At 60.7% G+C, this 25856-nt stretch carries 23 protein-coding genes; 11 read left to right on the forward strand and 12 right to left on the reverse strand.

The features are described from left to right. Positions 1-79: 79 nt before the first annotated feature. The 8 genes from GTP69_RS23305 to GTP69_RS23340 all read right to left on the reverse strand — a co-directional run bounded on the left by GTP69_RS23305 (position 80) and on the right by GTP69_RS23340 (position 11374). Positions 80-793: a hypothetical protein gene (locus GTP69_RS23305; protein ID WP_161057108.1), complete on the reverse strand. Its 714-nt coding sequence runs from the start codon at positions 791-793 to the stop codon at positions 80-82. Further along, entirely contained in the window at positions 739-1644 is a 906-nt protein-coding gene (locus tag GTP69_RS23310; RefSeq protein ID WP_161057109.1) for an alpha/beta hydrolase, read from the reverse strand. The genes GTP69_RS23305 and GTP69_RS23310 overlap by 55 nt, the downstream gene beginning before the upstream one ends. A gap of 87 nt (positions 1645-1731) precedes the next feature. After that, the gene (locus GTP69_RS23315) at positions 1732-4179 is read right to left on the reverse strand and encodes a TonB-dependent receptor plug domain-containing protein (protein ID WP_161057110.1); all 2448 of its coding nucleotides are present in this window, start codon (positions 4177-4179) and stop codon (positions 1732-1734) included. Positions 4180-4241: 62 nt separating this feature from the next. Beyond that, entirely contained in the window at positions 4242-4739 is a 498-nt protein-coding gene (locus GTP69_RS23320; RefSeq protein WP_161057111.1) for a RidA family protein, read from the reverse strand. A gap of 11 nt (positions 4740-4750) precedes the next feature. Further along, entirely contained in the window at positions 4751-5164 is a 414-nt protein-coding gene (locus tag GTP69_RS23325) for a c-type cytochrome (protein ID WP_161057112.1), read from the reverse strand. Beyond that, entirely contained in the window at positions 5161-6660 is a 1500-nt protein-coding gene (locus GTP69_RS23330) for a flavin monoamine oxidase family protein (protein ID WP_229261122.1), read from the reverse strand. Before GTP69_RS23330 ends, GTP69_RS23325 begins: the two co-directional genes overlap by 4 nt. Positions 6661-6995: 335 nt before the next feature. Then, positions 6996-8819: a TnsB C-terminal domain-containing protein gene (locus GTP69_RS23335; protein WP_161057114.1), complete on the reverse strand. Its 1824-nt coding sequence runs from the start codon at positions 8817-8819 to the stop codon at positions 6996-6998. A gap of 344 nt (positions 8820-9163) precedes the next feature. Next, positions 9164-11374 carry a DEAD/DEAH box helicase gene (locus GTP69_RS23340; RefSeq protein ID WP_161057115.1) on the reverse strand — a complete coding sequence of 737 codons (2211 nt, stop codon included), beginning with the start codon at positions 11372-11374 and terminating at the stop codon, positions 9164-9166. Positions 11375-11662: 288 nt separating this feature from the next. Here GTP69_RS23340 and GTP69_RS23345 point away from each other — a divergent pair, with 288 nt between their 5' ends. From GTP69_RS23345 to GTP69_RS23380, 8 genes are all read left to right on the forward strand, one after another. Further along, positions 11663-12001, forward strand: coding sequence for a hypothetical protein (locus tag GTP69_RS23345; protein WP_161057116.1), 339 nt, complete (start codon positions 11663-11665; stop codon positions 11999-12001). A 407-nt stretch (positions 12002-12408) separates the two neighbouring features. After that, positions 12409-12879, forward strand: coding sequence for a DUF4844 domain-containing protein (locus GTP69_RS23350; RefSeq protein WP_161057117.1), 471 nt, complete (start codon positions 12409-12411; stop codon positions 12877-12879). Between the two features lie 10 nt (positions 12880-12889). After that, positions 12890-13102: a hypothetical protein gene (locus GTP69_RS23355; protein WP_161057118.1), complete on the forward strand. Its 213-nt coding sequence runs from the start codon at positions 12890-12892 to the stop codon at positions 13100-13102. Between the two features lie 925 nt (positions 13103-14027). Further along, a complete protein-coding gene (locus GTP69_RS23360) occupies positions 14028-14567 on the forward strand; it encodes a hypothetical protein (protein WP_161057119.1) in 540 nt (179 codons plus the stop codon). 456 nt (positions 14568-15023) lie between these two features. Continuing rightward, positions 15024-15539: a DUF4304 domain-containing protein gene (locus GTP69_RS23365; protein ID WP_161057120.1), complete on the forward strand. Its 516-nt coding sequence runs from the start codon at positions 15024-15026 to the stop codon at positions 15537-15539. A gap of 185 nt (positions 15540-15724) precedes the next feature. After that, entirely contained in the window at positions 15725-16279 is a 555-nt protein-coding gene (locus GTP69_RS23370; RefSeq protein ID WP_161057121.1) for a nucleotidyltransferase family protein, read from the forward strand. Further along, positions 16276-16776 carry a hypothetical protein gene (locus GTP69_RS23375; protein WP_161057122.1) on the forward strand — a complete coding sequence of 167 codons (501 nt, stop codon included), beginning with the start codon at positions 16276-16278 and terminating at the stop codon, positions 16774-16776. Before GTP69_RS23370 ends, GTP69_RS23375 begins: the two co-directional genes overlap by 4 nt. 89 nt (positions 16777-16865) lie before the next feature. Then, positions 16866-17747 carry an AraC family transcriptional regulator gene (locus GTP69_RS23380; RefSeq protein ID WP_161057123.1) on the forward strand — a complete coding sequence of 294 codons (882 nt, stop codon included), beginning with the start codon at positions 16866-16868 and terminating at the stop codon, positions 17745-17747. Positions 17748-17768: 21 nt separating this feature from the next. On the opposite strand, the gene GTP69_RS23385 is transcribed toward GTP69_RS23380, so the two are convergent. After that, complete coding sequence (locus tag GTP69_RS23385) at positions 17769-18263, reverse strand: OsmC family protein (protein WP_161057124.1); 495 nt, start codon at positions 18261-18263, stop codon at positions 17769-17771. A 69-nt stretch (positions 18264-18332) separates the two neighbouring features. Between GTP69_RS23385 and GTP69_RS23390 the strand changes: the two genes are divergently transcribed. Further along, on the forward strand, positions 18333-19313 hold the full coding sequence (locus tag GTP69_RS23390) for an alpha/beta fold hydrolase (RefSeq protein WP_161057125.1): 981 nt from the start codon (positions 18333-18335) through the stop codon (positions 19311-19313). Between the two features lie 90 nt (positions 19314-19403). Here the strand turns inward: GTP69_RS23390 and GTP69_RS23395 are convergent, their stop codons facing one another. The 3 genes from GTP69_RS23395 to GTP69_RS23405 form a co-directional block, all read right to left on the reverse strand. Further along, a complete protein-coding gene (locus tag GTP69_RS23395) occupies positions 19404-19634 on the reverse strand; it encodes a hypothetical protein (RefSeq protein ID WP_161057126.1) in 231 nt (76 codons plus the stop codon). A gap of 43 nt (positions 19635-19677) precedes the next feature. Further along, on the reverse strand, positions 19678-19887 hold the full coding sequence (locus GTP69_RS23400) for a hypothetical protein (protein WP_161057163.1): 210 nt from the start codon (positions 19885-19887) through the stop codon (positions 19678-19680). Between the two features lie 108 nt (positions 19888-19995). After that, on the reverse strand, positions 19996-20799 hold the full coding sequence (locus GTP69_RS23405; protein ID WP_161057127.1) for an SDR family oxidoreductase: 804 nt from the start codon (positions 20797-20799) through the stop codon (positions 19996-19998). Between the two features lie 64 nt (positions 20800-20863). Here GTP69_RS23405 and GTP69_RS23410 point away from each other — a divergent pair, with 64 nt between their 5' ends. After that, positions 20864-22471 carry a M28 family peptidase gene (locus GTP69_RS23410; RefSeq protein ID WP_161057128.1) on the forward strand — a complete coding sequence of 536 codons (1608 nt, stop codon included), beginning with the start codon at positions 20864-20866 and terminating at the stop codon, positions 22469-22471. A 68-nt stretch (positions 22472-22539) separates the two neighbouring features. Then, positions 22540-25791, forward strand: a complete 3252-nt coding sequence (locus tag GTP69_RS23415; RefSeq protein WP_161057129.1) for a DUF6701 domain-containing protein — start codon at positions 22540-22542, stop codon at positions 25789-25791. The last annotated feature ends 65 nt before the right edge of the window (positions 25792-25856 follow it).

Consider the following 25856-nt stretch of genomic DNA (forward strand, 5'->3'; position numbering starts at 1 on the left):
ACAAAGTCAGAAGAATGCAGGAGCGTGCATTCTTGGCATCTTTTGCTTTTTTGTCAAATTACCGCTGGGTTAGGTAGCGCTAGAACGGTATCGGACAAGGCGCCGCTTTCGGCTGGCCGAAGCCAACCTGGCCGCTCTTGGCAGAGCCGATGGCGCTGTTTTTGTCGGCATAGTACAAGCAGTAGTCGCCCAGTGCGGTGGTCACGCGGTAGATGCGGTTTGGATCGTTAGGTGGGCTGATCAACTCGATGCGCGCCGGTTCAAACCATTTGGGCTTGACCGCCGCATGCGCAGCCGCGATGCCCTTGGCCAGCCGCGCATTGGGGGAGTTGGCCGGCGCGCTCAAGGCTTGCGGATGTTCGGCGCGCAGCTGGCGGTCGATGTCGCCGATGGATTTCAGCGCCTGCTGCATGACATCGGGTGGCAGCCTGTCCGGCGCCGGCGACTCGGCAAACAGTGCGTGATCGTCACGGGGTGGCTCGGCAGCGTCAGAAGGCTGATCGACGGCCGCCGGCATGGGCTCCTGCCGCGCCGGCAAGCGCGCCACCGGCGGCGCCATCACCGGCTGCCGTACCGCTGGCGCGGTCCTCTCCTGCGGCCTTGGCGCCACAGGCTTCAGCCAATGGATCCATACCCGACCATCGTACTCAACACGCTGCGCCAGCGGACGCGTAAACGCCCACAGCAACGCCAGATGCAGCAGGACGACGAACGCGATATTGGCCGCGCGCCCCTGGTTCATCGAGGCGGCAGCCCCAATGCCTTGCGAATGTGCGCCGACACGATGCGCCATGACGGCGACGTCGCCGCCACCTCGTCGTAATGGCTGCCGCCCGGCAGCGACACCACTTCCGCCGCATCGCCGGCCGCCTGCGCGCGACGCGCATAATCCTGGCCCACGCGCAGCGGCGAGATGTTATCGTGCTCGCCGTGAATCAGCACCGTGCGCACGCCCACCGGCAGCAGCTCCGCCGGCGACGTATCGCTGAAAATATCGGGACGCTCGGCACTGGCCACGCCGGCCAGCTGCGCCATGTCGCGGTCGCAGCTGGATTTGATCAGCGCCTGCTCGTTGCGCAAATCGGCCAGGCCGCCAAGGCTGATCACCACCGGCACCGGCAGCGGATCGGCCACATACAAAGGACTGCTGCGCGGCAGCCGCGCGCGCGACGCCGCCCATTGCGCCAGATGGCCACCGGCCGAATGCCCGACCAGCACCACGCGCGACAGATCGAGCTTGTGCTCCGCCGCCAGCACGCGCAGTCGGTCCATGGCCGTGGCCACGTCGTGATACATGCCCGGATAGCCGCCGCCCTCCTCGTCGTAGCGGCGGTACTCCACATTCCACACCGCGATGCCCTGCCCGGCCAGATCACCGGCCATATTGCGCATCTGCGTGATGCCGCCGAATTCCTTGGTCCAGCAGCCGCCGTGAATGATCACCGCGACCGGGAACGGGCCGTCGCCATTCGGCTGGAACAGTTCCGCAAACTGCGACGGCGCCGCGCCATACGCCACATGGCGGGTCGGTGCCGGGCCGCTCAGCGCCAGATAATCCTGCAAGGACATGGGCGCCGCAACAGCACCGCCCACGCTGCCGGCCAGCGCTGCCGCCAGCAAAGTTCTACCGATCTTCTTCAACATGCACGCAATCCTCCAACGAGAGCCGCCATGCTACACCAAAAAAAAGGGCCGCCCCGAAGGACGACCCCAAAGCAACTAAGCCCCCGCTTAGAACTTGTAGTTGGCGCGCGCGTAGTAGTAGCCGCCATTGATGCCGAACGGCGAGAAGCTTGGCAGCACCGTCACTGCCGCGTTGTCGCCCGCCGCGCGCTGGTCAGCCAGCAGGGCCGGATTCACGCCATTCGGATACTTGTTGAACAGATTGTTGGCTCCCACCGCCACCGACCAGGCGTTGTTGATCTTGTAGCCGACTTCCAGATCGGTGATCGCCTTGGCGCTGATCTCGGTCAGGTGATACACCGAGCCGTCTTCGCTACCATACTCCGACGACTTGCCGTAGATCGCTTCGCGCAGATTGACGGTCCAGTTACCGATCTTCCACAGCGCACCCAGATTCACACGCACTTTTGGCGACGCGGTTTCCAGATCCGAAATCGCGGTCTTGTCCAGCAGCGTTTGCGGCAGCAGCTGCGTCGGCGCCTGGTTGATCTTGGTGACTTCCACCTTGTTGTAGTTGGCGGCGATCGACCAGTCCACCTTGCCGGCGGTGCCGTAGCTGGAGTTCACCGTGGTCACGAATTCCAGGCCGCGGCTACGGGTATTGACCGCGTTCGAGAAGATGTTGATACCGGTCTGGCTCACCGTGCTATCCAGCACATTGCCGTTGGCCAGAATCGCCGCGCGCACCGCCGGCGAATTCACCGAACCACCGGAACCATACAGCGCGCCCGAGCCGACGATGCGGTCGCGGATCTTGATCTGGTAAACGTCCAGCGTCATCGCCACGTTGTTCGCCGGATTCAGCACCAGGCCCAGGCTGAAGTTGGTCGAACGTTCAGGCTTCAGGCCATCCACGCCCACCAGTTTGGCGCCGGCCGAATTTGGCGCCAGCTGCACAAAGGCGGTGGTCGGGCCGACGTTGGTGGCCGAGTAGTATTCCTCGGCCAGCGTCGGCGCGCGGAAACCATTCGAGAACGTGCCGCGCAATGCCACCACCGGCGAGAAGTCGTAGCGGCTGGTGAATTTGCCCACCTTGGCGTTACCGAAGTCGCTGAAGTGTTCATAGCGCGCCGCCAGATCCACCGTCAGGTCGGTGATCGGATTGCCGGCGAAGTCCAGGTAGGCCGCCTGGTTGGTGCGGCGGTGGCTGCCGGCGTCGGTCAGCGAGAAGCCAGGGTACGATTGCGAACCTTCCTTGTAGCGCGAGGCTTCGTCGCCGGCCTGGATTTCATACTTGTCGATGCGGTGCTCGATACCGCCGGCGATATTCAGCGGCTTGGCCCAGCCGATATCGAATTCCTTCGACGCTTCCAGCGTGGTGGTCAGCTGGCTGGCGATGAAGGCGCCGGCGCTGAACACGGTCGGGGTGGTGCCGGTGTCGGTGAACAGCGAGACGTTGCCCGAATCGGCCACGCCGATGCGCGACTTGTCGCGGCCATAGGTCGAGCTCAGGTCGATGTTCCAGCCCGCCGCCTTGGTCTTGTAGCCGGCGGTGAAGGCGAAATCGTCCTCCTTCATGGTTTCCTTCGGCGAGAAGCCGGTTGGATAGATCAGCGGCAGGCGGCTCGGCAGACGATAGTTTTCATACGCGCGCGCTTCCTTGCGGCCGGCGGTGGCAAACGCATACAGCTGGCTGTCAGGCGACACGTCCCAGCCGAAGTTGGCGGCGAAGACGTTCAGGTGATACTGCGCGTCGCCCGAAATGTGATTGACGTGCGGGTAGCCCGGTTCCTGGAACATGCCTGGATAGGCGGCGATATTCCCCGGCGTGATGACGCGCGGATCAATGCCGCCACGGTCGCTGTAGCCGTGGTATTTCGATTCTGCGGTGAGGCTCAGGAACGCGTCCTGGAACGGTTCGACGCCGATGTTGGCGCTGCCGTCCAGCGTGCGGCCGCCGCCGTCGACATAGCCGCCGCCGTTGACGGTGGCAGTGCCGCCATGGTTATTCGATTTGAGGATGATGTTGATCACGCCGGCGATCGCGTCGGAGCCGTACTGCGCGGCCGCGCCATCCTGCAGCACCTCGATATGATCGATGGCGGAGACCGGGATGTAGTTCAGGTCAGCCGCTGCGCCACCCTGGTATGGCCCACCCAGCACGGCCAGGTTGGCGGTGCCGTGACGGCGCTTGCCGTTGATGAGCACCAGCGTATTGTTCGGGCTCAGACCGCGCAGGCGCGCCGACAACGTCAGGTTGGCGGTGTCGCCGCCGAAGGCCTGCGCCGTGAAGGATGGCAGATTCTGCGCCAGCGCCTGGATCAGGTCCGGCTGGCCGGTACGCGCCAGCGAAGCCGAATCCAGCACCTGGATCGGCGAGGCGCTGTTTTCAACCTTGATGCCGCTGGAGCGCGTCCCCGTCACGATCACCGCCCCGACGTTAGGCGTGGCTGCATCGGCCGGTGCTGCGACAGTATCGTCTTCAGCGGCGTAGACGCTCAATGCCAGGGTGGACAACACGGCTGCGACGCCGATCTTCAGTGTGGCCTTATGCATATTTTAATTCCCCATTTTTGAATAAAAGCGAAAGTAAGACCCAAAAACAAAACAGCTGATTTCTATTTTTTAGCGGCGACCACTTCGATCTCGACCAACCAGCCGGGATTGCTCAGGCCCGCCACCTGCACCACGGCGCGCGCCGGCAGGTTGGGCTGGGCGCCACCGAAGTACTGCGTGTAGGCTTCCATAAAGCCCTTGGTGTCAGCCTTGCCGCCCTTGGCCGGATCGCCGACCAGGAACACCTGCATCTTCACCACGTCCGACATCTCCAGCTTCATCCCTTGCAGGATTTCCTTGATCTTCTTCAGCACCGACTCCGACTGCGCCTTGGTGTCGCCGAAGGCTTCCAGCGAATCGGCCGGCGCGTCTTTGTTGACCACCGCCGGCACCTGGCCGCTGATGAAGTGGATGGTGGCGGTCGGCGGAATCGACACCGCCAGCGCAATCGGGAAATCGGAATTAGGAATCTTGTGACGCACGATGTCGGCCTTCGGCGCGGCGGCGTGCGCGCTGCCGAAAGCGGCGCAGATCAACAGGGTGGCGATGGTCTTTTTCATGAATGGCTCTTTCAGTGTTTATTGGACATGGCGGAATTGCCAAACGGGTCGACGCCCAGCGTGGTGCGCAGCGCTGCGACCTGCTCTGCGTTCAGGCCATCTGCCTTGTTGCCCCAGCTGGAGCGCACGAAGGTCAGCACGGTGGCGATATCGCTGTCGCTTAATGAGTCGCTGAAGTCCGGCATGCCGCCGCGCCCTTTCAGCAGCACGGAAGCGACCTCGTTGCCCGGCCCTTGTGCGAACTTGCTGCCGGCCAGCGCCGGGAAGGCGCCGGGGATGCCTTTGCCGGTGGCCTGATGGCAGGCGGCGCAGTTCTTCAGGAACAGCGCCTTGCCATCGGTCTCCTGGGCCCGCGACGGCGACGATGCCGCCGCCGCAATCGTCGCGATGATCGCCAGTGCAGCCTTGATCAAGGTGTCTTTCATGCGCTGGCCCTTTCATGGATCTGGGCGATCTGCTGCCACGCCGATTCGATGGCGCCGGCCTGCCAGCCGGTCAGGTAGCTCAGGTGCTCGCCGGCCAGCAGGATGCGGCCCTCGCCCGCCACCAGCGTCGGATAGGCTGCGGCGCGGGTCTTGTCGGTCCACTCGGCCCAGCCCCCCAGGTTGTACTGCACGCGGTGCCATGCCACCGAGAACGAGGTCTCGAAGTTCTCCGTGTATTGCGGGAAGATCTTCTGGCCGGCCGCCAGCGCAAACTCGGCGCGCTCCTTGAGCGACAGCGCACTGGTTTCGATCGCGGCCGTCTGGTACTGGTAATAACCCAGCAGCACGCCCTTCTTTTTCTGGAAGCCGTACGACGGCACCGAAATCTGATTGATGCCTTTCAGGTCGGTCATGATGTGACCACCGTAGATATGGTCGTCCTCTTCCCAGAAGCGGCGCTTCATCTGCAGGCCGATCTTGCCCACCGGCGCGTACGCCACGGTGGCGACGGCCTTCTTGAATTTGTCCGAAAAATCGGTATCGATCTGGCGCAGCACCGACAACGGGATGGCGCACAGGCAGTAGTCAGCGCTGATGGAGCTGACCTTGTTGGTGCCGGTGTCCTTGTAGGTCACCGTCACGCCCTTGTCGTTCTGACGAATGGTTTGTACTTCCGACTTGTAGCGGATGTTTTTGCCGACGCGTTTTTCAAACGCCTTGGCGATAGCGTCCATGCCGCCGACCGGCTGGAACATGGTGTTCTGCATCGGGAAATCCTGCACCGCGCTGTAGACGTTGCCCAGCTTCGACGCCAGCAGATCCTTGAAGCCCAGTGGATCGGACGGCGTGCCCGGACCAGGATTCAGGCCGGCGCCAGGATTGACCGCAAAGCCACGGCCGCTACGGCCCTTGTATTGCAGGTCGTTGGCGGTCAGCGCGCCCTCGTGCTGAAGGTAGTCCAGCAGCAGGCGCTGGTCGTCCGGGCTCAGTTCCTGATCCAGCTGATGGTTCTTGACCGACTTGGCCAGCAGCTCCGACACGTGACCGCGCATATCGGCCTTGACTTCCTTCAGGCGCAGGCGCTTGCCGGCGAACGGGCCGGCGTTCTCGGAATAGACGTAGGCGTGGTCGTTTTCGTTGACCATCACTTCCAGCGGCACCTCGAACAGCTTGGTGTAATGCAGCGTCGACTGATGGTGCAGCGGAATGCGCCATGGTCCGTGATTGATGTAATGGCCGTCGTCAAACGCGCAGGTCTGTTTTTCGCCGCCCAATTCGGTCAGGCTGAAACCCTTGCGCGCCGTCTGGCAGCGTCCACCGGCGAAGGCGCGCGCCTCCAGGATCTGCACCTTGTAGCCCAGCTTCTCCAGTTCAAAGGCCGCCGTCATGCCGGCCAGGCCGGCGCCCAGGATCAGCACCTTCTTGCCCTTGCCGCTGCCGCTCAGGGCCGGCGGCGCGGACGCGGTGGAGGCAATCCCCATGCCCCAGGCGTCCATGGTGGTCAACAGCAGTCCCGTGCCACCCACAGCGGCGGCACGATACAGGAAATCCCTCCTCGTAAATGAGCTAAACGATTTAAATTGTTTTACCGTTTTACTGTCCATCTGCATCCTCACCGGTCTACTGAAAAAACCCTTGGGCGACTTGCTAACCCATAGTTCCTATCTAGCAAACGGCGTGCCACCAAGTAGTCAAAAAATAAACATCTTTCGGCTAACAGGTTTTATTGCAGATAACTGGATAAACGATATAAAACAATGTTCATACTTTATTCACGCGAAAAAAATGCACTGCACCTTTACGATGCAGTGCACGATGGCCGTGACGCAGATCAGCCGACCAGGCTGACGTATCCCTGCGTAGTGCTACGTAGCGCAGCTGCGGGCATGGCGGTCTGCGTGCGCGGCAACAGTGCAATTTCCGCCGTCGACAGATGCTGGTGCGCGACGCTGGCATCGGCCAGGTGGCAAGCATGGAACTGCATCGGCGCAGCTGCGTCCAGCAAATAAACCATGTCCATGTTGGCCGGATCGTAAGCCACCCGCACCTGCCACTCGCCGCGTTGACGCGCGCGCTCGAACCAGCGCTCGTTGACGGCGCGCGTGCAGGTGTACACGCTGTCATGCAGCGTGATGCCCTCGGCCGTCACCGTGGCTTGCGCCACCGGCATCAGGCTGCAGCGGATCAGGTGCTCGGGATAGATCTTCAAGCCGCCGCCGCGATGCTCCACGCCCCAGTCCCACAAGCGGCGCGGCGTTGCACCGTCCGCGTGCGCCAGTTGCTGGCGGTTGTTGTAGTACAGGACGCAGTCGATGACGATGCGGGTGAACTGGTCCAGATCCAGCACGCCATCCAGCCGGCATGGGGCGCCGTGCAGATTCGGCGCCAGCAGCCGGAAACGCTTTTCCAGCACGCCGCGCCAGTCGTCCACGCCATGCTCGGCCGCCACGCAGCGCAGGTTGAAGTTGTTGAGCAGCGTGTCGCCGTTCCAGCCCAGCGTCAGCGCGGCGTTGGCAAACAGCGTTTCCGGCAGATGGCGGCACGGCCACTGTTCGGCCTCGATGCGGCGGCCATGCTGCTGCGCATAGCGCTGCTTGTCGGCGCCGCAGTGGGCCAGCGCCAGCATGGCGTGCGGCCACTGCACCTCGCCCATGCCGATGTAGACGCCGCACACCATGCGGCTGAAGGCGTCCGTCACCACATACACCAGCGGCCGGCCGATGACCTGCTGGCGGTCGGCACGCGACACCAGCTGCACCTCGGCGCGCACCGCGTCCAGATAGAAGCCGGCGCCGGGACGGCCCTGCAATGGCAGCGCCAGCGGCGGCTGCATGGCTTGTTCCTGCGCGCCGGCCGCCATATCGGACGGCTGACGGCGCGCCACTTCCGGCGGCCGGTCGTCGTCGTGATCGAGCCAGTAATTGAACTGACCGAAGGTCGGCACTTCCAGCTGCATCAACGCCGTGGCCTGCACCCGGCCCGAGTCGGCGTCGATGCGGCGTTCGATGAAGAAGTCGGCCAGCATTTGTTGATAGGCGCCCAGCCGCGAGAACTTGGCGTTGGCGGCCGCGTAGCGGGCCGTGGCGACGCGGAAGGTGCGGCGGATGTCCTCGTCCGCATTCAGGCCCGGACCGGCGTCTGCGCCGTTTTTACGCGGCCTGCCGCGCTTGACGCCCGCCGACGACTGCCGCACCTTGCCACGGCCGCCGGAATTGCCGTAATCCGGCAGCAGCGCATTGGGGGTTTGCCCGCGCTGCCAGTAGCGCCGCAGGTAGCGGTAAATGGTGGGATGCGACACCTGGTGCTGCGCGGTAGCCTGGGCAATCAGCTGGCCGCGCTGGCGCGCTTCGTAGATGGCCGGCTCCTGCGCCACCAGCGCCTCGATGATCTCCCAGGCGCGGGCACGCAGTTGCAGGTGTTTGGGTGGCAGCAGCTCCTGGCTGACCACCATCAGGTAAGGGTCGGCCGGCAGCACGCTGACGTGGCCGGCCCGGAGGTCGGCGTGCAGCGCCGATAGCTGGATCATCTCAACGTCCGCCGAGTGCGCCGCCACGTCGAATACGTAGACGTGGCTTTGCTCGGGAGAGATCCACAGGATGCGGACGGTGCGCGGCGACGGATGCGTGTAGTGCAGCAGGTCGTTCCGCAGCAGCATTAGCGCTCCCGGAACGAAGAGCTGAACGGCCGGCTATCGACGTAAATCGAATGCAGCCCTCCGGCAGCCGAGTTCCGCATCACCTGCGGCTTGATCGCGTCTACAAAGGTAGTCCACAGCTTCCTGAATGAAGTCATTTGCCACGCTCCCACGCTTAACGTCTCCAGGTTGAAGGCGCTGATGTTGCCGCCACTTATCACGATTGTGCTATCACATATGCAATAAGTGGGCCAGCCGGGCTTGCTCTATGAGAGTGACGGTGATGGTGATTCGGCAGGCTTGGTTTTGGTGCAATGCAGCACCAGCATGGGGAATGAAAACGGGGCCTTGCGGCCCCGTGGTGATTAATACTTCTTCTTGGCTTTGGCGCCCGGCGCCGGTTTCTTCGGCGGCGTGTGCTTGACCGATTCCGGCGGCATGCGGTCGACCTGGCTGATCTTCAGCTGCGCGCCGCCGACCCAGACCTTGCCCAGGCTGCGGAACATGTCTTCAGGCATGCCATCCGGCAACTCCAGCATGCTGTGGTCCTCAAAGATCTCGATGCGGCCGATGTACTTGGCTTCCAGGCCGGTCTCGTTGGCAATGGCGCCGACGATGTTGGCTGGCGTGATCTCGTTATTGCGGCCCACTTCCACGCGGAAAGCGCTCATCGGCACCGTTTGCTTGCCTGGCTTTTCCTTTTTCTTCTTGGCTGGCGCGTCTTCCACCAGCTCGTCGGCCGTCACGCGGGCGGCTTTTTCCAGCGGCGAACCGGACGACACTGGCGCCGGTGCAGCCACCGGCTTGACGGCGCGCGGCTTGGCCGCTGCCGGTGCGGCGGCTGGCGCCGGAGCGCCCTGGCCGTCCACGCTGATGCGCAGCGCCTGGCCGGCCACGCGGATGCCGCCCATCATTTCCAGCGATTCGCGGCTCAGCGTATCGGGCATATCCAGCACCGTGTAGTCATCGAAGATCTCGATGCGGCCGATGTTCTTCGAATCGATGCCGCCTTCGTTGGCGATGGCGCCGACGATGTTGCCCGGCTTGACGCCGTGCTGGTAGCCCACTTCAATGCGGTAGGTGCGCATGCCTGGCTCGGAATCGCGCGCGATGCGTTCTTTTTTCGGGAAACGCTCGCTGCGATCGCCACGCTCGGCGCGGTCGCCGAAACGGTCGCCGCGCTCAGGGCGGTCGAACGAGGCCGAGGCCGGACGGGCCGGACGCTCTTCCCATTCGGTCTTCTGCTTCTTGTCCAGCAGCAGCGGCACATCGCCGCGCGCCAGCTTGGCCAGCGCTGCAGCGATTTCCACCGCCGGGATGTTGTACTCCTGCTCGTAGTCCTCGATCAGCGACTGGAACAGCTCCAGGCCGCCTTCAGCCAGCGTCTCGGTGATCTGCTGCTTGAACTTGGCGATACGCACATCGTTCACCGCCTGGATGGTCGGCAGTTCCAGCTGGTCGATCGCCTGACGGGTCGAGCGCTCGATCATCTTCAGCAGGCCTTTTTCGCGCGGCGTGATGAACAGGATCGCCTCGCCGCTACGGCCGGCGCGGCCGGTGCGGCCGATACGGTGGGTGTAGCTTTCCGGATCGTGCGGCACGTCGTAGTTGACCACGTGCGAAATACGCTCCACGTCCAGGCCGCGGGCGGCGACGTCGGTCGCCACCAGGATGTCGATCTTGCCGTCCTTGAGCATCTGCACGGTGCGCTCACGCTGCGCCTGCTGGATGTCGCCGTTGATGGCGGCGGCCGAGAAACCGCGTGCTTGCAGCTTCTGCGCCAGTTCCTCGGTGCCCAGCTTGGTGCGCGAGAAAATGATCATGCCGTCGAAATTCTCGGCTTCCAGGATGCGGGTCAGCGCGTCCAGCTTGTGCATGCCGGACACCAGCCAGTAGCGCTGGCGGATGTTCTCGTTGGTGCCGGTCTTGGCGGCAACCGTCACTTCCTTCGGCTGGTTCAGGTAGGTATTGGCGATGCGGCGGATGGCCGACGGCATGGTGGCCGAGAACAGCGCGGTCTGGCGCGACTCCGGCGTCTCTTGCAGGATGCGCTCGACGTCGTCGATAAAGCCCATGCGCAGCATTTCGTCGGCTTCGTCCAGCACCAGCGTTTTCAGCTTGGACAGGTCGAGCGAGCCCTTGTCCAGGTGATCGATCACGCGGCCCGGGGTGCCGACCACCACGTGCACGCCGCGGCGCAGCGCCGACAGCTGTGGACCGTAGCTCTGGCCGCCGTAGATCGGCAGCACGTGGAAGCCGGGAATATGCTTGGCGTAGGTCTGGAACGCCTCGGCGACCTGGATCGCCAGTTCGCGGGTTGGCGCCAGCACCAGCGCTTGCGGCGTGGTCTGTTTGATATCGATGCGCGCCAGGATCGGCAGTGCAAAGGCGGCGGTTTTACCGGTGCCGGTCTGGGCCTGGCCCAGCACGTCGCGGTTGTCCAGCAGCAGCGGAATGGTCGCGGCCTGGATCGGCGACGGCGACTCGTAACCGACGTCGTTCAACGCCTGCAGCAGCGGCGCGCCGAGGTTAAGCTCGGAAAAAAGGGTAATAGGGGATACTGGGGATGCAGACATGGCGTCACTCAAAAAATTGTTCGAATCGCCTAATTGCGAAAGAAATTGATGCGTAGTTTACTCTGTCTGGACGGTACTCGCGGTTTTTTACGTGAAATCGGCCCGAAAAGCCGTCTTTTCGCGCAATCCGGGCCAAGGACCAAGCCTCGGTGAGAATTCACGGATTTTTTTGATAAGCAAACTGCTATTCTGATCGTTATCGCAACTTACGAGGAAATAGCATGGGCGCCTTCAGTATCTACCACTGGGCAATTATCGTCACGGGCCGCGCGAACGGGCATTAGCATCATGTCCAGCATCGAGGAGGAAGGCGTTTGGCTGGAGAGCCTGGACCTGGACGACAAGCTGCGCTTTCTGGCTCGGCTCGGTTTTGAAATAACGATCGTCGGGCGTAACAGCTATGAAGCGGGAACCAACGAACTGATCGCACCGGCTGAACTTCGCCGCGTCAATGAAATTCAGCACCGGGTGACAGCGTGCCTGTCCCAACTTCTGAACGGAACCTGCCCTGATGGTTTTGTTCCGTCAATTGCTCAATGGGTGCTGGCCGAAAAGGATGCCGAACTAGTCCCTTATCTAAGAGGCGCTTGGTCAGGGGCCAAGCACAACCTTCTCAACCAGCATTAGCCGAAGACGTGTGCCAGACAACAAATCATTTCAGCCGCCATCTGCGTTGTATCTATTCGGGGCGGCGATCGCAGGCGCAGCCTGCACCCTGTGGATTCCCTCAGACTGGTTTTTAAGTCTGGTCTCCTGCAGCATTGGCATGAGTCTGGCCCTTGCTGTTTTTGCGATCTGGGGTCTGAAAAATGAACGTCGGCCGTCAGTTCCAGTTGGAATAATACTTGAACTGCTTTGGCTCCCATCACGTAACGGCTGCCACCTTGCTGCGGATGCTGCGGGTTGCGCATCAATTTGCCCACGGTAGCAGACTGTGGTTCTGGCATGCCGCTCGCCACATTGGTGAGAATTAACGGATTTTCCCGTCATGCGAACTGCTATCCTGGTGCTAATTAACCAACAGCGGAGCAGAATTGTTTATCAGAATATTGGCCGGGATCGCCGCGCTGGTGGCAGCCATCGTCGTAGGCGGAGTATCCGGTCTCACGTTTTATGTCTGGCCGACAGGTCTGCATGACCATGAATTGGCCATCACACCCGAAGTCATACAGCATTTGCGCAGTTTGAAGTCAGAGCACAAGTTCGGCCCCGATCCGGCCGCCTTCTACCCTGGGGCGATGCATGAAAGCGAACGGCTCATCGCCCAAACGTCCGTAGACTCGACCATTGAGTCGCTGATTACCGAACTGCCTGCGCGACCACAACGCTCCACGGTGCTGCGGACAATCAAGCACACCCTGGCCCGTCCCGGTACGTCCGAGTCCGAAGAGCGCGACCAGATTCTGTCGTACCTCACCAAAGTGATGGCTGTTTGCGGAGTGGACAGTTCCGATGAGCTATTCAATGTGTGGCGTTACGGCTTCCCCTACGGTTGGCTCATGTAAACAAGGTGAAATGATGGAAAAGCAGATTGCTGCTGAACTCATGCAAGAAGTACTGAAGCTGACCGCGCAGCTGAACGTGATCATCCATAAAATTCAGGAAGTCACCCCAGAGTCCGACCGCCTGAGCCTGGACCGGCATATGGGGCCCATGATGGCGGCATGCGATGAGCACCTTTTCCGGCCGATTTTGAGGCACTACCCTGAGTTGGATCCGCATCGCTGATGCGGACTCCTTTCGGCCAATAGCGGACCTTCAAATTTCAAAAAATGAATTCAACTACAATTTTTAGCGTGGTAGCGTTGGCCGCAATTTTCTTGTCGTTACCAGTAGCTATGGCTTGGTCATTTCTCAATTCACGACTGGAAAGAATTCGAGCCGGTGGGCATGGACGACTGGGATGCATTTTGCGTTATATTGCTCAAGGTCTTGGATTGCCGATAGTTATCGTTGCCGCCCTGTGTGGTTTTTTGATGTTGCTCGCTGTAGGCGCTGGCCCAGCATGGATTTGGCCCTTTTTTTTCTCCGGCTTGATAAGCTATTTCGCCGTTGGCTGGTGCTTAGCATGGCTATCTGTGGGATTATGGTCGATCGTTAGAAGTGTATTTCTTGCGAGAAAAGCTCCCACTCAGCTTTAGTGCAATAAAATTGTTGACCGAAACCGGCCAATAGCGGCCGGTAATGATGCACCTTATCAGAACAAAACTTACGAGATTTTTTGTGGATAAATTAAATCGATACGAGGCTGGGCTGTCACGTAGCGCTCTCTGCCGTACCATACTTGGCGTGATTGCAGGCTGCATTATTGGCGCTTTTTTTGCAGGCCCAGTTGTGGGCTATTTCCGAAAATTTACCCCATGGCTAGGGGCAACGGTGATTGTCGGAATAGTGGGATTAGTGATGGTAGCAATGCTCTTATTGCCCCTTATACTCAAACCAAGCGCTAACAAAGACACATGAGTTCAATCGTTCGATGGTACGGGCCAATAGCGCTACAACCAAACGTGGGACTCTGTGAGTTTTGTTGGTTGTCCCAATGTTATTCTGATTGCAGTTGACTGCAACCGGCCAGTAGCGGTCAATCGATTAGGTGATCAATCGTTTTAGAGGCGGTGAAGTGATAAATCGAATTTTTCTAGGAATAAGATTATTGCTTCCGACCTTCGTTCTCGCGCAGACGGGGGGAGTGGCGGTGTCGAATTTTTCTGGCGTCTGGGAATACAAGGGGACAACCGAGCTTTCCGGAACTACTTACGTGGTGCAACAGCGCTATACGTTTTATCAACGTGGGCACCGCATCTGCGGCTGTCTTGAAAGGAGCGGTGCGCCAAACACAATGCTTGAGCAGTATGCAATCAGTGGAGAAGCGCATCGCGACTATGCCGATCTGTGGATGGATGGGGGAACGCCTCGCTCGGCAACGTATTCGCCTCGTTATCCATTTGAGCCTGATGACTTAATTCGACTAAAAAAGTATGCTAAAAAGCTCATCATGGGTAATGTGCATCAACCAAAAAACCTGCGCACGTTCGTTTTTTCGAAAGATGATCAGATCGTTTATTTGGCGAATATGCCATTGAAGAAATTGCCTGAAGCACCGAATTCCAATGTTTGCGATTTAGAGGAACAGGGAGCGACTCGCAGATTTCTGGATGCTTGCCTTAGCGATCCGGTCAAATTGGAACGCTAGACGACAGCGTCAAATTCGTCAATAGCCAAACTATCCGCCGACAGCACCCGGCCAAAAGCAGACGGCCCTCAGGCTGGCAACATTATCAGTTCCATCAAGTGAGAGCTAATGAGCATTTCTGAAGAACGCGCAATTTTCGTGGCGAGTGAATTTGCTGAGTCGGAGTACCGTAAAAGGAATCTACTACTGAGACTTGGAGGTGCAAGCGCTCGCCTGGAAGAGGACGGATTTGACCATGATGTCCTTGGGCTCGGGTTTTCTTACTGGTCAATATTGTTCAATATAGTGAACTCGGATGCAACTGTAGCGGTAATGGACCCCGACCACTTAATCGTCTTAGTTGATGCTAAATGGGAAAAATCGGTCTGGTTCCCCGTAATGTAACTAGAAATTATTTGGTTTGCTGCGGGCAGGAAACGGCCAGCAGCAGACATCGAAGAACAATGTGAGAGCAGAATGCCTGAAAAAACTATTTCTACTCAACTTATTGATGAAGTTGTTGCATTGGGCATTTCACCAATCCTACGCGAACACGGATATAAGAAATTACGTCGCCATTTCTTTCGGCAAACCTCAGAGGCTACTCTTCATCTAGTTGTTCAAGCTAGCCAATTTAACGCGCCAGATCGGACTCGTTTTACCATCAACCTTTATTCGTACCTGCCAGCGGTCGCAGTACAGAATGGCGAGGCTTTGATTTCTGACCCCCAAAAGCAACGTGGTCATGCAGGGATAAGAATCGGTCACTTATTGCCTATTCAAGAGGACTTTTGGTGGAATGTGGTGTCATCAAATGAGGTTCGCAGCGTTGCATTCGATGTTGAGCAAGCGATACGCGAATACGCGCTTCCATACTTGAATCGAATTTCTGATTTAGAGGGGATTGCGAAGCTTAGCGGGTATATTCCTAAAATTGGGCAAGTGCCGACTCCTTCTAGCCAAAGTGCCCGATTTCTTCTTGGTGAAGTCTAAGTTGCTCAGAAAATCTTGTTGACTAGGTTCGTTGCGGAAAATCGCGACAGTCCGAGATGGGGCGCAAGCTGTCGGTCACCAGACGTAGGACTAAGCTCATTTATTCTAACGGGCGCTAGTCGGTGAATCCTAAATCCGTCATCCTTCCGTAGCTCATCACTTTTTGCTGGAATATTTTCAACGCTATGCAAGATCGATTTCGCACCGATGTACTGAAAAACTATAACAATCGCACGATCGTCGATCGCTGGGATGACCTGGCACTTCCTGATGGCTGGCTGGTTGCCGGCTGCTTATTTCAGACGATATGGAATCTCCAGACTGGCCGCGCACCGGAGGCCGATATCAAAGACTACGACCTGTTTTATTTCGATAGTGCCGACCTGAGTCAGGACGCCGAGCAGAACGTGCAAGCACGTGCAAATGACATTCTCGCCGACTTGGGCTTGTCCGTTGAAGTGTCGAACCAGGCCCGCGTCCACACTTGGTATGAATCGTACTTTGGCCATCCGTACCCGGCACTACATAACGCCCGCGATGGCATCGACCGCTTCCTCATGCCAGCCACCTGCGTTGGCATGAGCCCGGAATCGGTCTATGCGCCAAACGGGATTGAAATGCTCTACGAAGGCCTGCTCACCACCAATCCATTGACGCCCTACCAGGATCTCTTCGTGGCCAAGGCCGCATCGTACCGTGGCCGCTGGCCGTGGCTTCGTGTCGCCATCCAAACTATATGAATATCCTCCGCTTATCGTCACTCATTTTTCCACTCCTTGTCTCGTCGCTTTGTCGTGCCGAGGTTCCAACCTACGATCTCCATCAAACACAAAGAGATGGTGTGGTTCTTGTTGGCATGGAGTGCCATCATCGAAATCTGACGTGGGAGATTGGCCTGTTCTTTCCGGCCAATCCGCCGACTAAACGCATGGATTTGTGGAATATTGCCGATCTGGTGAAGTTCAACCCAACAACGTATAACCTGGAAAAGGTAGAGACGGTAGAAAGACGATGCAACGTCGGTGGCAATCACTACAAGATTCAATTCGAAGGCATTCCAGGCGCCAGTAACGCGATGTGGATGTGTGGCGCCAGCAATGGCGTTCATGCCAGCGTCTGGCGCAACGATAAGCTGGTCTTTGATGAAGACCTGAACAAATGCAGCCGCGACGACTACATTCAGCAAGTACGTTTCAAAGACGGCGTTGATGCACCGGAAGTAGACAGACACAGCTAAATTGAATCGATCAGAACCGCAAGATTGGTCGAGTAGGTCGTGCCGTCAAATGCGAAACTGGCGCTGCTACGGAAAACATGACAACGGTAATGACAACGGCGATTCAAAAACATCAGGCACGAATGCAGCGGGTACGCGATTACATCGATGAGCATCTCCATGACAATCTGAACCTGGATTTACTGTGCAGTGTTGCAGCCTACTCCAAATATCATTTCCACCGGCAGTTCACGGCGACCTTCGGGTTGTCTGTCCATCGCTATATTCTGCTTGCCCGCATGAAGCGCGCTTCATACAGGCTGGCGTATCGAGGTACGCAAAGCATCACGGATATTGCGATGGACGCTGGATATGACGCGCCGGATGCCTTCGCCCGCTCTTTCCGGCAGCGGTTTGGACAATCGCCGTCGGCGTTCCGCAAGTCTCCCGATTGGGAACCGTGGCATTTCGCGTTTACACCTCTCGACGATGCAAGGAACAAACTCATGCAAAAGACTTTTACCACTGCTGATGTAACGATACGCGATGTCCCTCCCACGCCAGTCGCGATGCTGGAACATCGAGGTCATCCGGCAACACTCGGCGCCACCATCCAGCGTTTCATCGCGTGGCGCCGCGCATTTAATTTGCATCCCAAAACGAGCCCGACCTTTAATGTCTGGCGCTCCGAGCGACGCCCCGAATCGCCGGCTGACTACAGCGTTGACCTTTGTGTCGGCGTGCCTCCGCTGTTTGAGGTCAGCGGCGGGGAGATGAAAGCAAGTCAGATTCCAGGCGGGCGTTGCGCAGTGCTGCGCGTCGTCGGCAATACCGACAATCTGGAACATGCCGCGCTTTACCTTTATCGCGATTGGCTTCCCGCCAGCGGCGAAGAGGCGGGCGACTTTCCGCTTTACTGCCAGCGGCTGAGCTTATTCCCAGAGGTGCCAGAACACGAAGCGATTGCCGAGCTGTTCTTGCCACTGAAATAGCATCGTCGGACCGGCCTCGCCTTAGCGCGTCACTGCGCCGTCAAGATTATCTGACGTATCAATCACCGGCTCGCACACCACCGGGAAGTTGAGCGAGTTGGCGATGAAGCACTGCTCATGGGCGTCGTGATGCAGGCGGGCTGCCAGTTCAACATCGTCGCCGGTGCGGATGGTGACGTACGGGCGCAGCACGATGCGGGTGAAGTGGCCTTGATCGCCTTCCACCATCGTGCCTTCCGCCTCATCGTCATAAGCAATGACGACAATCCCGGCCTCGGCGCACAAGTGCAAATACCACAGCTTGTGGCATGCCGACGTCGACGCCACCAGCAGATCCTCCGGATTCCAGCGCTTGCGGTCACCTCGAAACGCCGGGTCGGCCGAACCGGCAATCGCCGGCTTGTCGCCAGCGCTGATGGTGTGGTCGCGCCCGTAAGCCTGGTAGCTCGACGTGCCGCTGCCCTGGTTGCCGGTCCATTGCACGGTCACGTGGTAGGTATGTTGGTGTGTTGTCATTTCGACTGGTTCCTCATGTTGGCGGAGCTTCGATTATAGTAAGTGTTTTGCTTACCCGGAGTTTCCCCCATGCGCATCCTGCTCACCGCTGCCCTGCTTGCCGGCTCGGCGTCCGCCGCTACTTACGGCCCGCAACTGGAAGGGTTCAACTACCCGCATCCGGTGCAGAAATACAGTTTCACGTCGCAGGGCGTCAAGCTGGAGATGGCATATATGGATGTGGCGCCGACCGCTGCCGCCAATGGCAAGACCGCCGTCCTCCTGCACGGCAAAAATTTCTGCGGCGCGACCTGGGACCAGACCATCACCGAACTGACCAAGGCCGGCTACCGCGTGGTGGCGCCGGACCAGATCGGCTTTTGCGCGTCGAGCAAGCCGGAGCATTATCAGTACACCTTCCAGCAACTGGCGGCCAATACCGATGCGCTGCTGAAGAATATCGGCATCAAGCAGGCGATCTTCATCGGCCACTCCACCGGCGGCATGCTGGCCACGCGTTATGCGCTGATGTATCCGGATGCGGTGGCGCGGCTGGTGCTGGTCAATCCTATCGGGCTGGAAGACTGGAAAGCGCTCGGCGTGCCCGGTCCGAGCGTCGATCAATGGTATGCGCGTGAGCAGAAGCTGTCGGCCGACAGCGTGCGCGCCTACGAACGCGCCACCTACTACGGCGGCACCTGGAAGCCGGAATACGAAAAATGGGTAGACATGCTGGCCGGCCTGAATGCGGGTCCGGGCCACAAGCTGGTGGCGTGGAATTCGGCGCTGATCTACGACATGATTTTCACGCAGCCGGTGGTGTACGAATTCCCGCTGCTGAAGGTGCCGACCACGCTGCTGATCGGTGACGCCGACACCACCGCCATCGCCAAGGACGTGGCGCCGCCTGACGTGAAGGCCAAGATCGGCCACTACAACGTGCTGGGCAAGGAAACGGTGAAGAAGATTCCAGGCGCCCGGCTGGTGGAGTTCAAGGGCATGGGACACGCGCCACAGATGGAAGACCCGGTGGCCTTCCATCGCACGCTGTTGGAGGAACTGAATCGCTAAACGCAGAAAAGACGGAGTTGGAATCCGTCTTCTCTCTTGCACCGCCCAGGCCCGATGGGTCCGGGGCGGTACGTCAAGCGCGAGGCTTAATTACTTGCTGGCGGCTGGCGCCGAAGCTGCCGGTGCCGAAGCGGTTGCCGAAGCAGCAGCTTTTTCTTTCTTGTGATGCTTGGCTTTCTTGGCGACTGGCGCCGAAGCGGCAGGAGCCGAGGCAGCCGGGGTCGAAGCAGCGGCGGTAGCCGAAGCGGCTGGTGCTGGAGCTTGAGCGAAAGCAGCGGAAGCGAACAGGCCGGCGATCAGGGTAGCGATTACTTTTTTCATGATTCAGTCCTCTTTAATTTATACGGTTTATATCGTTAATTAATTACTTGCTTGCTGCTGGTGCGGCTGCTGCTGGTGCTTCAGCCGTTTTGGATTCTTTGGCCTTGTGATGCTTTTTCTTGGCGACTGGCTTCGCTTCGGTTTTTTCCACGGCTGGCTTGGCTTCTGGAGCGGCGGCAGGAGTGGCAGGAGCTTGTGCGAATGCTGCGGTTGCGAACAGGCCGGCGATCAGAGTAGCGATAACTTTGGACATGATTGATTTCCTTTTCGGAGTTTTCGGCATCAGGACAATTCCTGTGTCGCATGAGCAGAAAACGCGACGCAAGATCACCCAGTTGACGACCATTACAATTGCTTACAATCATGGTTTTACGTCGTCCTTCAACGCCGCCAGCGCCATCTTCTCCACCAGCCCGGGCGCGATCAACTTCAGCCACCGTCCCAGCTTGCCTTTGGACGACATCACAACCTCGCGCTGACGCGACTGCATGCCGGCGATGATCAGCGCCGCGCACTCCTCCACCGACATGGCCTTGTCTTCTTTCAGGCTGCTGCTGCCCAGCTGACCGCCGGCTGCGTTAAAGCCGCGATGCCGGATCTGCGTCGCCACCACGCCGGGATAGGCAGTCGTCACGCTGACCCCGGCCGGCTTCAGCTCCGCGCGTAGCGCCTCGAAGAAGCCGCCCATGGCAAACTTGGTGGCGCTGTAGGCCGTACGTCCCGGCACGCCGATCAGCCCCGCCAGCGATGAAACCGCGACGATGCGTCCGCGCGACTGCGTCAGGTACGGCAGCGCCGCATGCGTGCACCACACGCTGCCCCACAAATTAATCCGCATCAGTTCTTCATACCAGGCCAGGTCGGGCACTTCGGCAAACAACGCGTGCGCCGAACGTCCGGCGTTGTTGATCAAGGCATCGATCACGCCGAAGCGCGCCACGACGGCGGCGATCAAGGCCACGCACTGCGTCTGCACCGCCACGTCGGTAGCCACCACCAGCGTCTGCGCGCCGAGCGCCGCACATTGCGCCGCCACTTGCTCCAATGCGGCGGCGTTGCGGGCCGCCAGCACCAGCGCCACGCCGGCGCCCTGTTTGCGCGCCAGTTGCCGGGCGATTTCCGCGCCGATGCCATCCGAAGCGCCGGTGATGATGATGGTGTTCATAGGTCTCCTTTTTGTGGGATATACAGTAAGATTACCGCTTTCCGCATCAGACTATGGAGTAAACATGCGTCGTTCCCTGATCGCCCTGGCCGCCGGCCTGGCCCTGCAAGCCCACGCCCAGCAACCGGTTGTCGCCGAAGCGCCGTTGCGCGCTCACCTGTCCTTCCTGGCCGACGATTTGTTTGAAGGCCGCGGCACCGGCCAGCGTGGTGGCGATCTCGCCGTGCGCTATCTGGAGACGCAAGCCGCCGTCATCGGCCTCAAGCCGCTGGCCGACGGCACCTACCGCCAGTCCGTAAAAATGGAAGGCACTAAGCTGCTGCCTTCCAGCTTTGTGCGCTTCACCGCCGACGGCGGCAAGATCCTGACGCCGGCCAACGGCAGCGAAATCGTCTACGGCACCTTCGGCGGCAAGGAAGACGTCACCATCGATGCGCCGCTGGTATTCGTCGGCTACGGCGCGGTCGCTCCCGAAGAAAAATGGGACGACTACAAGGGCATCGACATGAAGGGCAAGATCCTGGTCATGATGGTCAATGATCCACAACCGACCGCCGAGGAGCCGAACCGCTTCGCCGGCAAGGCCTACACCTACTACGGCCGCTGGCTGTACAAGTTTGAGGAAGCGGTGCGCCAGGGCGCCGCCGGCGCGCTGCTGATCCACACCACGCCGTCCGCCTCCTACGCGTGGAGCGTGCCGGCCACCAGCTTCAGTCACGAGCGCTTCCACCTGGCCGGCAGCGGCAATCCGATCGAAGGCTGGGTGCAGGAAGACACGGCGCGCGCGCTGTTCGCCGCCGGCGGCTTCGACCTCGACAAGTTGCGCGCCGACGCCGAGCGCCGCGACTTCCGCCCGGTCGACCTGAAGGTCAAGCTGCACGCGGATTTGAAAAGCAAGATCCGCCAGATCGAGCAATTCAACGTGGTCGGCATCGTGCCCGGCTCGGACGCCACGCTGAAATCGGAAGCGGTGGTCTACTCGGCCCACTGGGACCATCTGGGCATCGATGATGCCGCCAAGGGCGACCATATCTGGAACGGCGCCATCGACAACGCCTCCGGCGTGGCCGCGCTGCTGGCGATGGCGCAGGAAGCCGTCAAACATCCGGCCAAGCGCACGCAGGTGTTCCTGTGGCCGGCGGCCGAGGAAACCGGCCTGCTGGGCAGCGCCGCTTACGTCAAGAATCCGGCCTGGCCGCTGGACAAGACCACGGCCGACCTCAACCTCGATAGCATGAACTTCGTCGGCAAGACACGCGATATCGGCGTTGCCGGCGCCGAGCGCAGCAGCCTGTACGAGGCGGCCGGCGTGGTGGCCAAAAAGATGGGCCTGACGCTGGCGCCGGCCATTCCGGACCTGTCGGGCGCCTACTTCCGCGCCGACCATTTCAACTTTGCCAAGGCTGGCATCCCGGCCTTCAACGTCGGTTCGGCGGTGTTCTCGGGCGACGGCTACTTCGATTTCATCAAGGACCAGGAAAAGTCGCGCGCGCGCCTGGTAGCTTTTAAACAGGATTACCATCAGCCGTCGGATGAATACCACGCTGACTGGGACCTGTCCGGCATGGTGCAGCAGGCGCAGTTCACGCTCAACCTGGGCTACGAAGTGGCCAATACGCCCAAAATGCAAACCTGGAAGGCCGGCGACGCCTTCGCCAAGGTTAAACGTTAAAAAACTGCCACACGGAAACTCCTCGTGTCCGCCTATAATTCAGGCAAGGCGTACAACCGGGGATATTCGTGTGGCTTAATGTTTTGATCATGTTGCGGCGCGGCCGCTGGGGTATGGCCGCTGCGGCCTTGCTGCTGGCCGGCGCCGCCTCGGCCGCCAACGTCAACTTCAACGGCAGCAACACCGTGCCGATCTGCCCGCTCACCGGCACCGTCTACAAATGCGCCGCGCTGCCGCTGGGAACGAATGACACGGCCGTCATCAGCAGCGGCTATACCGTGATCGTCAGCGGCGACGTCTCGCTGGCCTACGCCCAGGGCCTGAGCATGAGCGGCAGCGCCGTGCTGCAATCGACCGGCAATATCGACCTGTCCGCCTCCAACGGCCTCAACGTCACGGGCGGCACCCTGGCCGCCGCCGGCAACTTCAAGCTGGGCGCCAGCGCGCAGAGCATCACCGCCAACGTCACCGCCGCCACGCTGACCACCGCCGGCGCCTCGACCTACATCGGCGGCACCGTCACCACCACCGGCGACATCAACCTCGGCTCCAGCACCACCATTACCGGCGCGGTCACCACCACCGGCACCGGCTCGCTGACCACCGGCTCCAGCACCACGCTGGGACCGGTGACGGTAAAAGGCAGCATCAACCTCAGCTCCAGCAACACCATCAACGGTTCGGTCAGCGCCACCAGCATCACCACCAATTCCAGCGTGACCATCAACGGCTCGATCACGCTGCCTAAAAACAGCAACGGCGTGGCCGATCTCGGTTCGGGCATCAAGGTCAACGGCAGCATCACCGCTTATACGGTCCAGACCAACTCGCCGGCCACGCTGAACGGCGACGTCAATGCCAGCAATTCGTTCACGCTCGGCTCGGGCAGCTCGGTCACCGGCAACATCACCTCGCCGGTGGTGACGCTGAATGCCTCCAACATCACGGTCAAGGGCGACATCACGGCCACCACCTCGCTCGACATGGGCAGCGGCACCGCCATCACCGGCAAGGTCGGCACCGGCACGCTGACCATGCGCGCCTCCAACGCCGTCATCAACGGCAATACCACCGTCACCGGCGATGTCGACATGGGCTCGGGCACCACCATCAACGGCGACCTGTCGGCGCGCAACGTGGTCACCCGCTCCAGCAACGCCATCATCAACGGCAATGCGTCGGTCAATGCCATCTATATCGACTGGGGCAACAGCGTCAGCAAGACCATCACCTGCACCGGCCCCGGCGCCAAGGGCTGCAGCTGCGTGACCAAGGCCGATTCCAATTACCAGCCGACCTGCGGCGCCCCCGCTCCCAGCGGCCCCGACCACATCCAGATCACCCACGACGGCAAAGGCCTGACCTGCGAACCGGCCACGGTGAAATTGCGCGCCTGCGCCAACAGCGACTGTTCGATCGCCTACACCGGCAGCACCACCATCACGCTGACGCCGGGCGGCGGCCAGGTCACGATCAACGGCGACACCAATGCCACGGTCAGCCAGTCGAGCGCCGGCACCGCCACGCTGTCGGCCGGCACCGGCACCACCTGCGTCAACACCAGCGGCGGCAAGCCGTGCGACATGGTGTTCGCCGCCAGCGGCCTGACCATGAGCGCGCCGGACCACGTGTCGATGACCAGCGCGACGCTGTCGATTCAGATCAAGAAGGCCGGTCCCAACAACGCCTTCTGCGTGCCGCTGGCGCAGGGCAGCGCCACGCTCAAATTCAGTTGCAGCTATTCGGACCCGGTCAGCGGCACACAGCCGCTGACGCTTGGCAGCACGCCGACTGCGACCGCCTGCAACGGCAGCCCGACGCCGGTCAACGTCAGCTTCGATGCCAATGGCCTGGCCAGCGTACCGCTGCAATATCCGGACGTCGGCCTGATGAATGTGGCGGCCGCCTACAGCGCCAATAGCATCGACGTGGCCGGCAGCACCAGCTTTACCGCCGCGCCGGCGACATTCCAGATCGTCGCCGCCACCGATCCGGTGGTGACGCTGGGCGGCGCCGCCCTCAATGGTTCGGCAGCCGCCTTCGCCCGCGCCGGCGATCCGTTCCGCCTCACCGTGACAGCGTTCAACGCCGCCAACAAGGTCACGCCCAACTTCGGCAAGGAGAAGTCGGCGGAGTCGTTCACCATGAGTCCGATCGTGCTGAAGCTGCCGAGCGACGGCCGCAATCCCACCGCCACCATCGGCACCTTCGCGCCGATCGTCGACGGCGTCGGCGCCAGCACGGCCGGCAACAACGGCCTGTGGATCTACAACGAAACCGGCGTCATTACGCTGAATGCCAAGCTGGCCAACAGCAGCAGCTATTACATGGGCAAGACTGGACTCAACAGCTTCCGGACGGTCGGCACCCTCGACCTGCGCCTGGCGCCGCATCACTTTGACGTGGTGCTGCCGGCCGGGTCACCGATGAGCTGCGCCAATGTCGGCGGCTACAGCAATCCCTGTGCGGACGGCAGCACCGGCCGCCTCGTATATTCCCGGCAGCCGTTCGCGGTGCAGGTCAAGGCCTACAAGGACGCCACCAATGGCTCCGAAAACTATCGCCTCAAAACCGTCGGCACCGCCGATGCGGAAGACGTGGTGCGCAGCATTACCCTGTCGCCCGCGCAGGCGGCGAACGGCGCCGCCAACACCAGCTTCAAGCTGATCGCGCCTTCCACATTCCTGTTTGCCACCAATCCGAACACCGGCGTGGGGACCCTGGTCGTCACGCCGGCCTCGTCCCTGCCGGCGCTGGAATTCCTTGCCGCCCAGGCGCCGCCGACGCCGCCCAACACCACCGTCACCACCAGCCCGCCGACCACCATCTACCTGCGCGTCACCGATACCGACGGCGCCAGCTCGGCGCGCGCCGGGTCGGCCGAGCCGCCGCTCACCGTGGTCAGCGGCCGCCTGACGCTGGCCAACGCCTTCGGCCCGCCCACCACCAATCTGCCGGTCGAAGCCAAGGCCATGTACTACTCCGGCGCCGCCGGCGCCTGGCTGTTCAATCCGGCGTTTCCGTCGGCGCAGCAGTCCTTCAGCGCGGCCTTGCAAGCCACCGACGGCGACTTCAAGACTTGCACCGGCGCGCTGGATTGCACCGCCTTGCGGCTGGTGAACAACCCGCTCACGCTCAAGAACGGCAAAGGCTTGCTGCTGGTGGCCATGCCCAAGGCCTCCGGCACGGCCAAGCTCAGCCTGAAGGCGTCGCTGCAGGCGCTGTTCCCGTACTTGCCGCTGTACGACCCGCCAGCCACCCTTACCTTCGGCAACTTCCGTTCCGGCCCGGTGATCTATACCCGCGAAGTGTATAACTGATGTTACAGAGCCGCGCTGCAAAGCCGCGCAAAACGGGGTACGATGGCCGTTTTCTGAACCAGACC

Origin of the sequence: Duganella levis, from assembly GCF_009857605.1 — a bacterium.
Classification (GTDB): Bacteria; Pseudomonadota; Gammaproteobacteria; order Burkholderiales; family Burkholderiaceae_D; genus Rugamonas; species Rugamonas levis.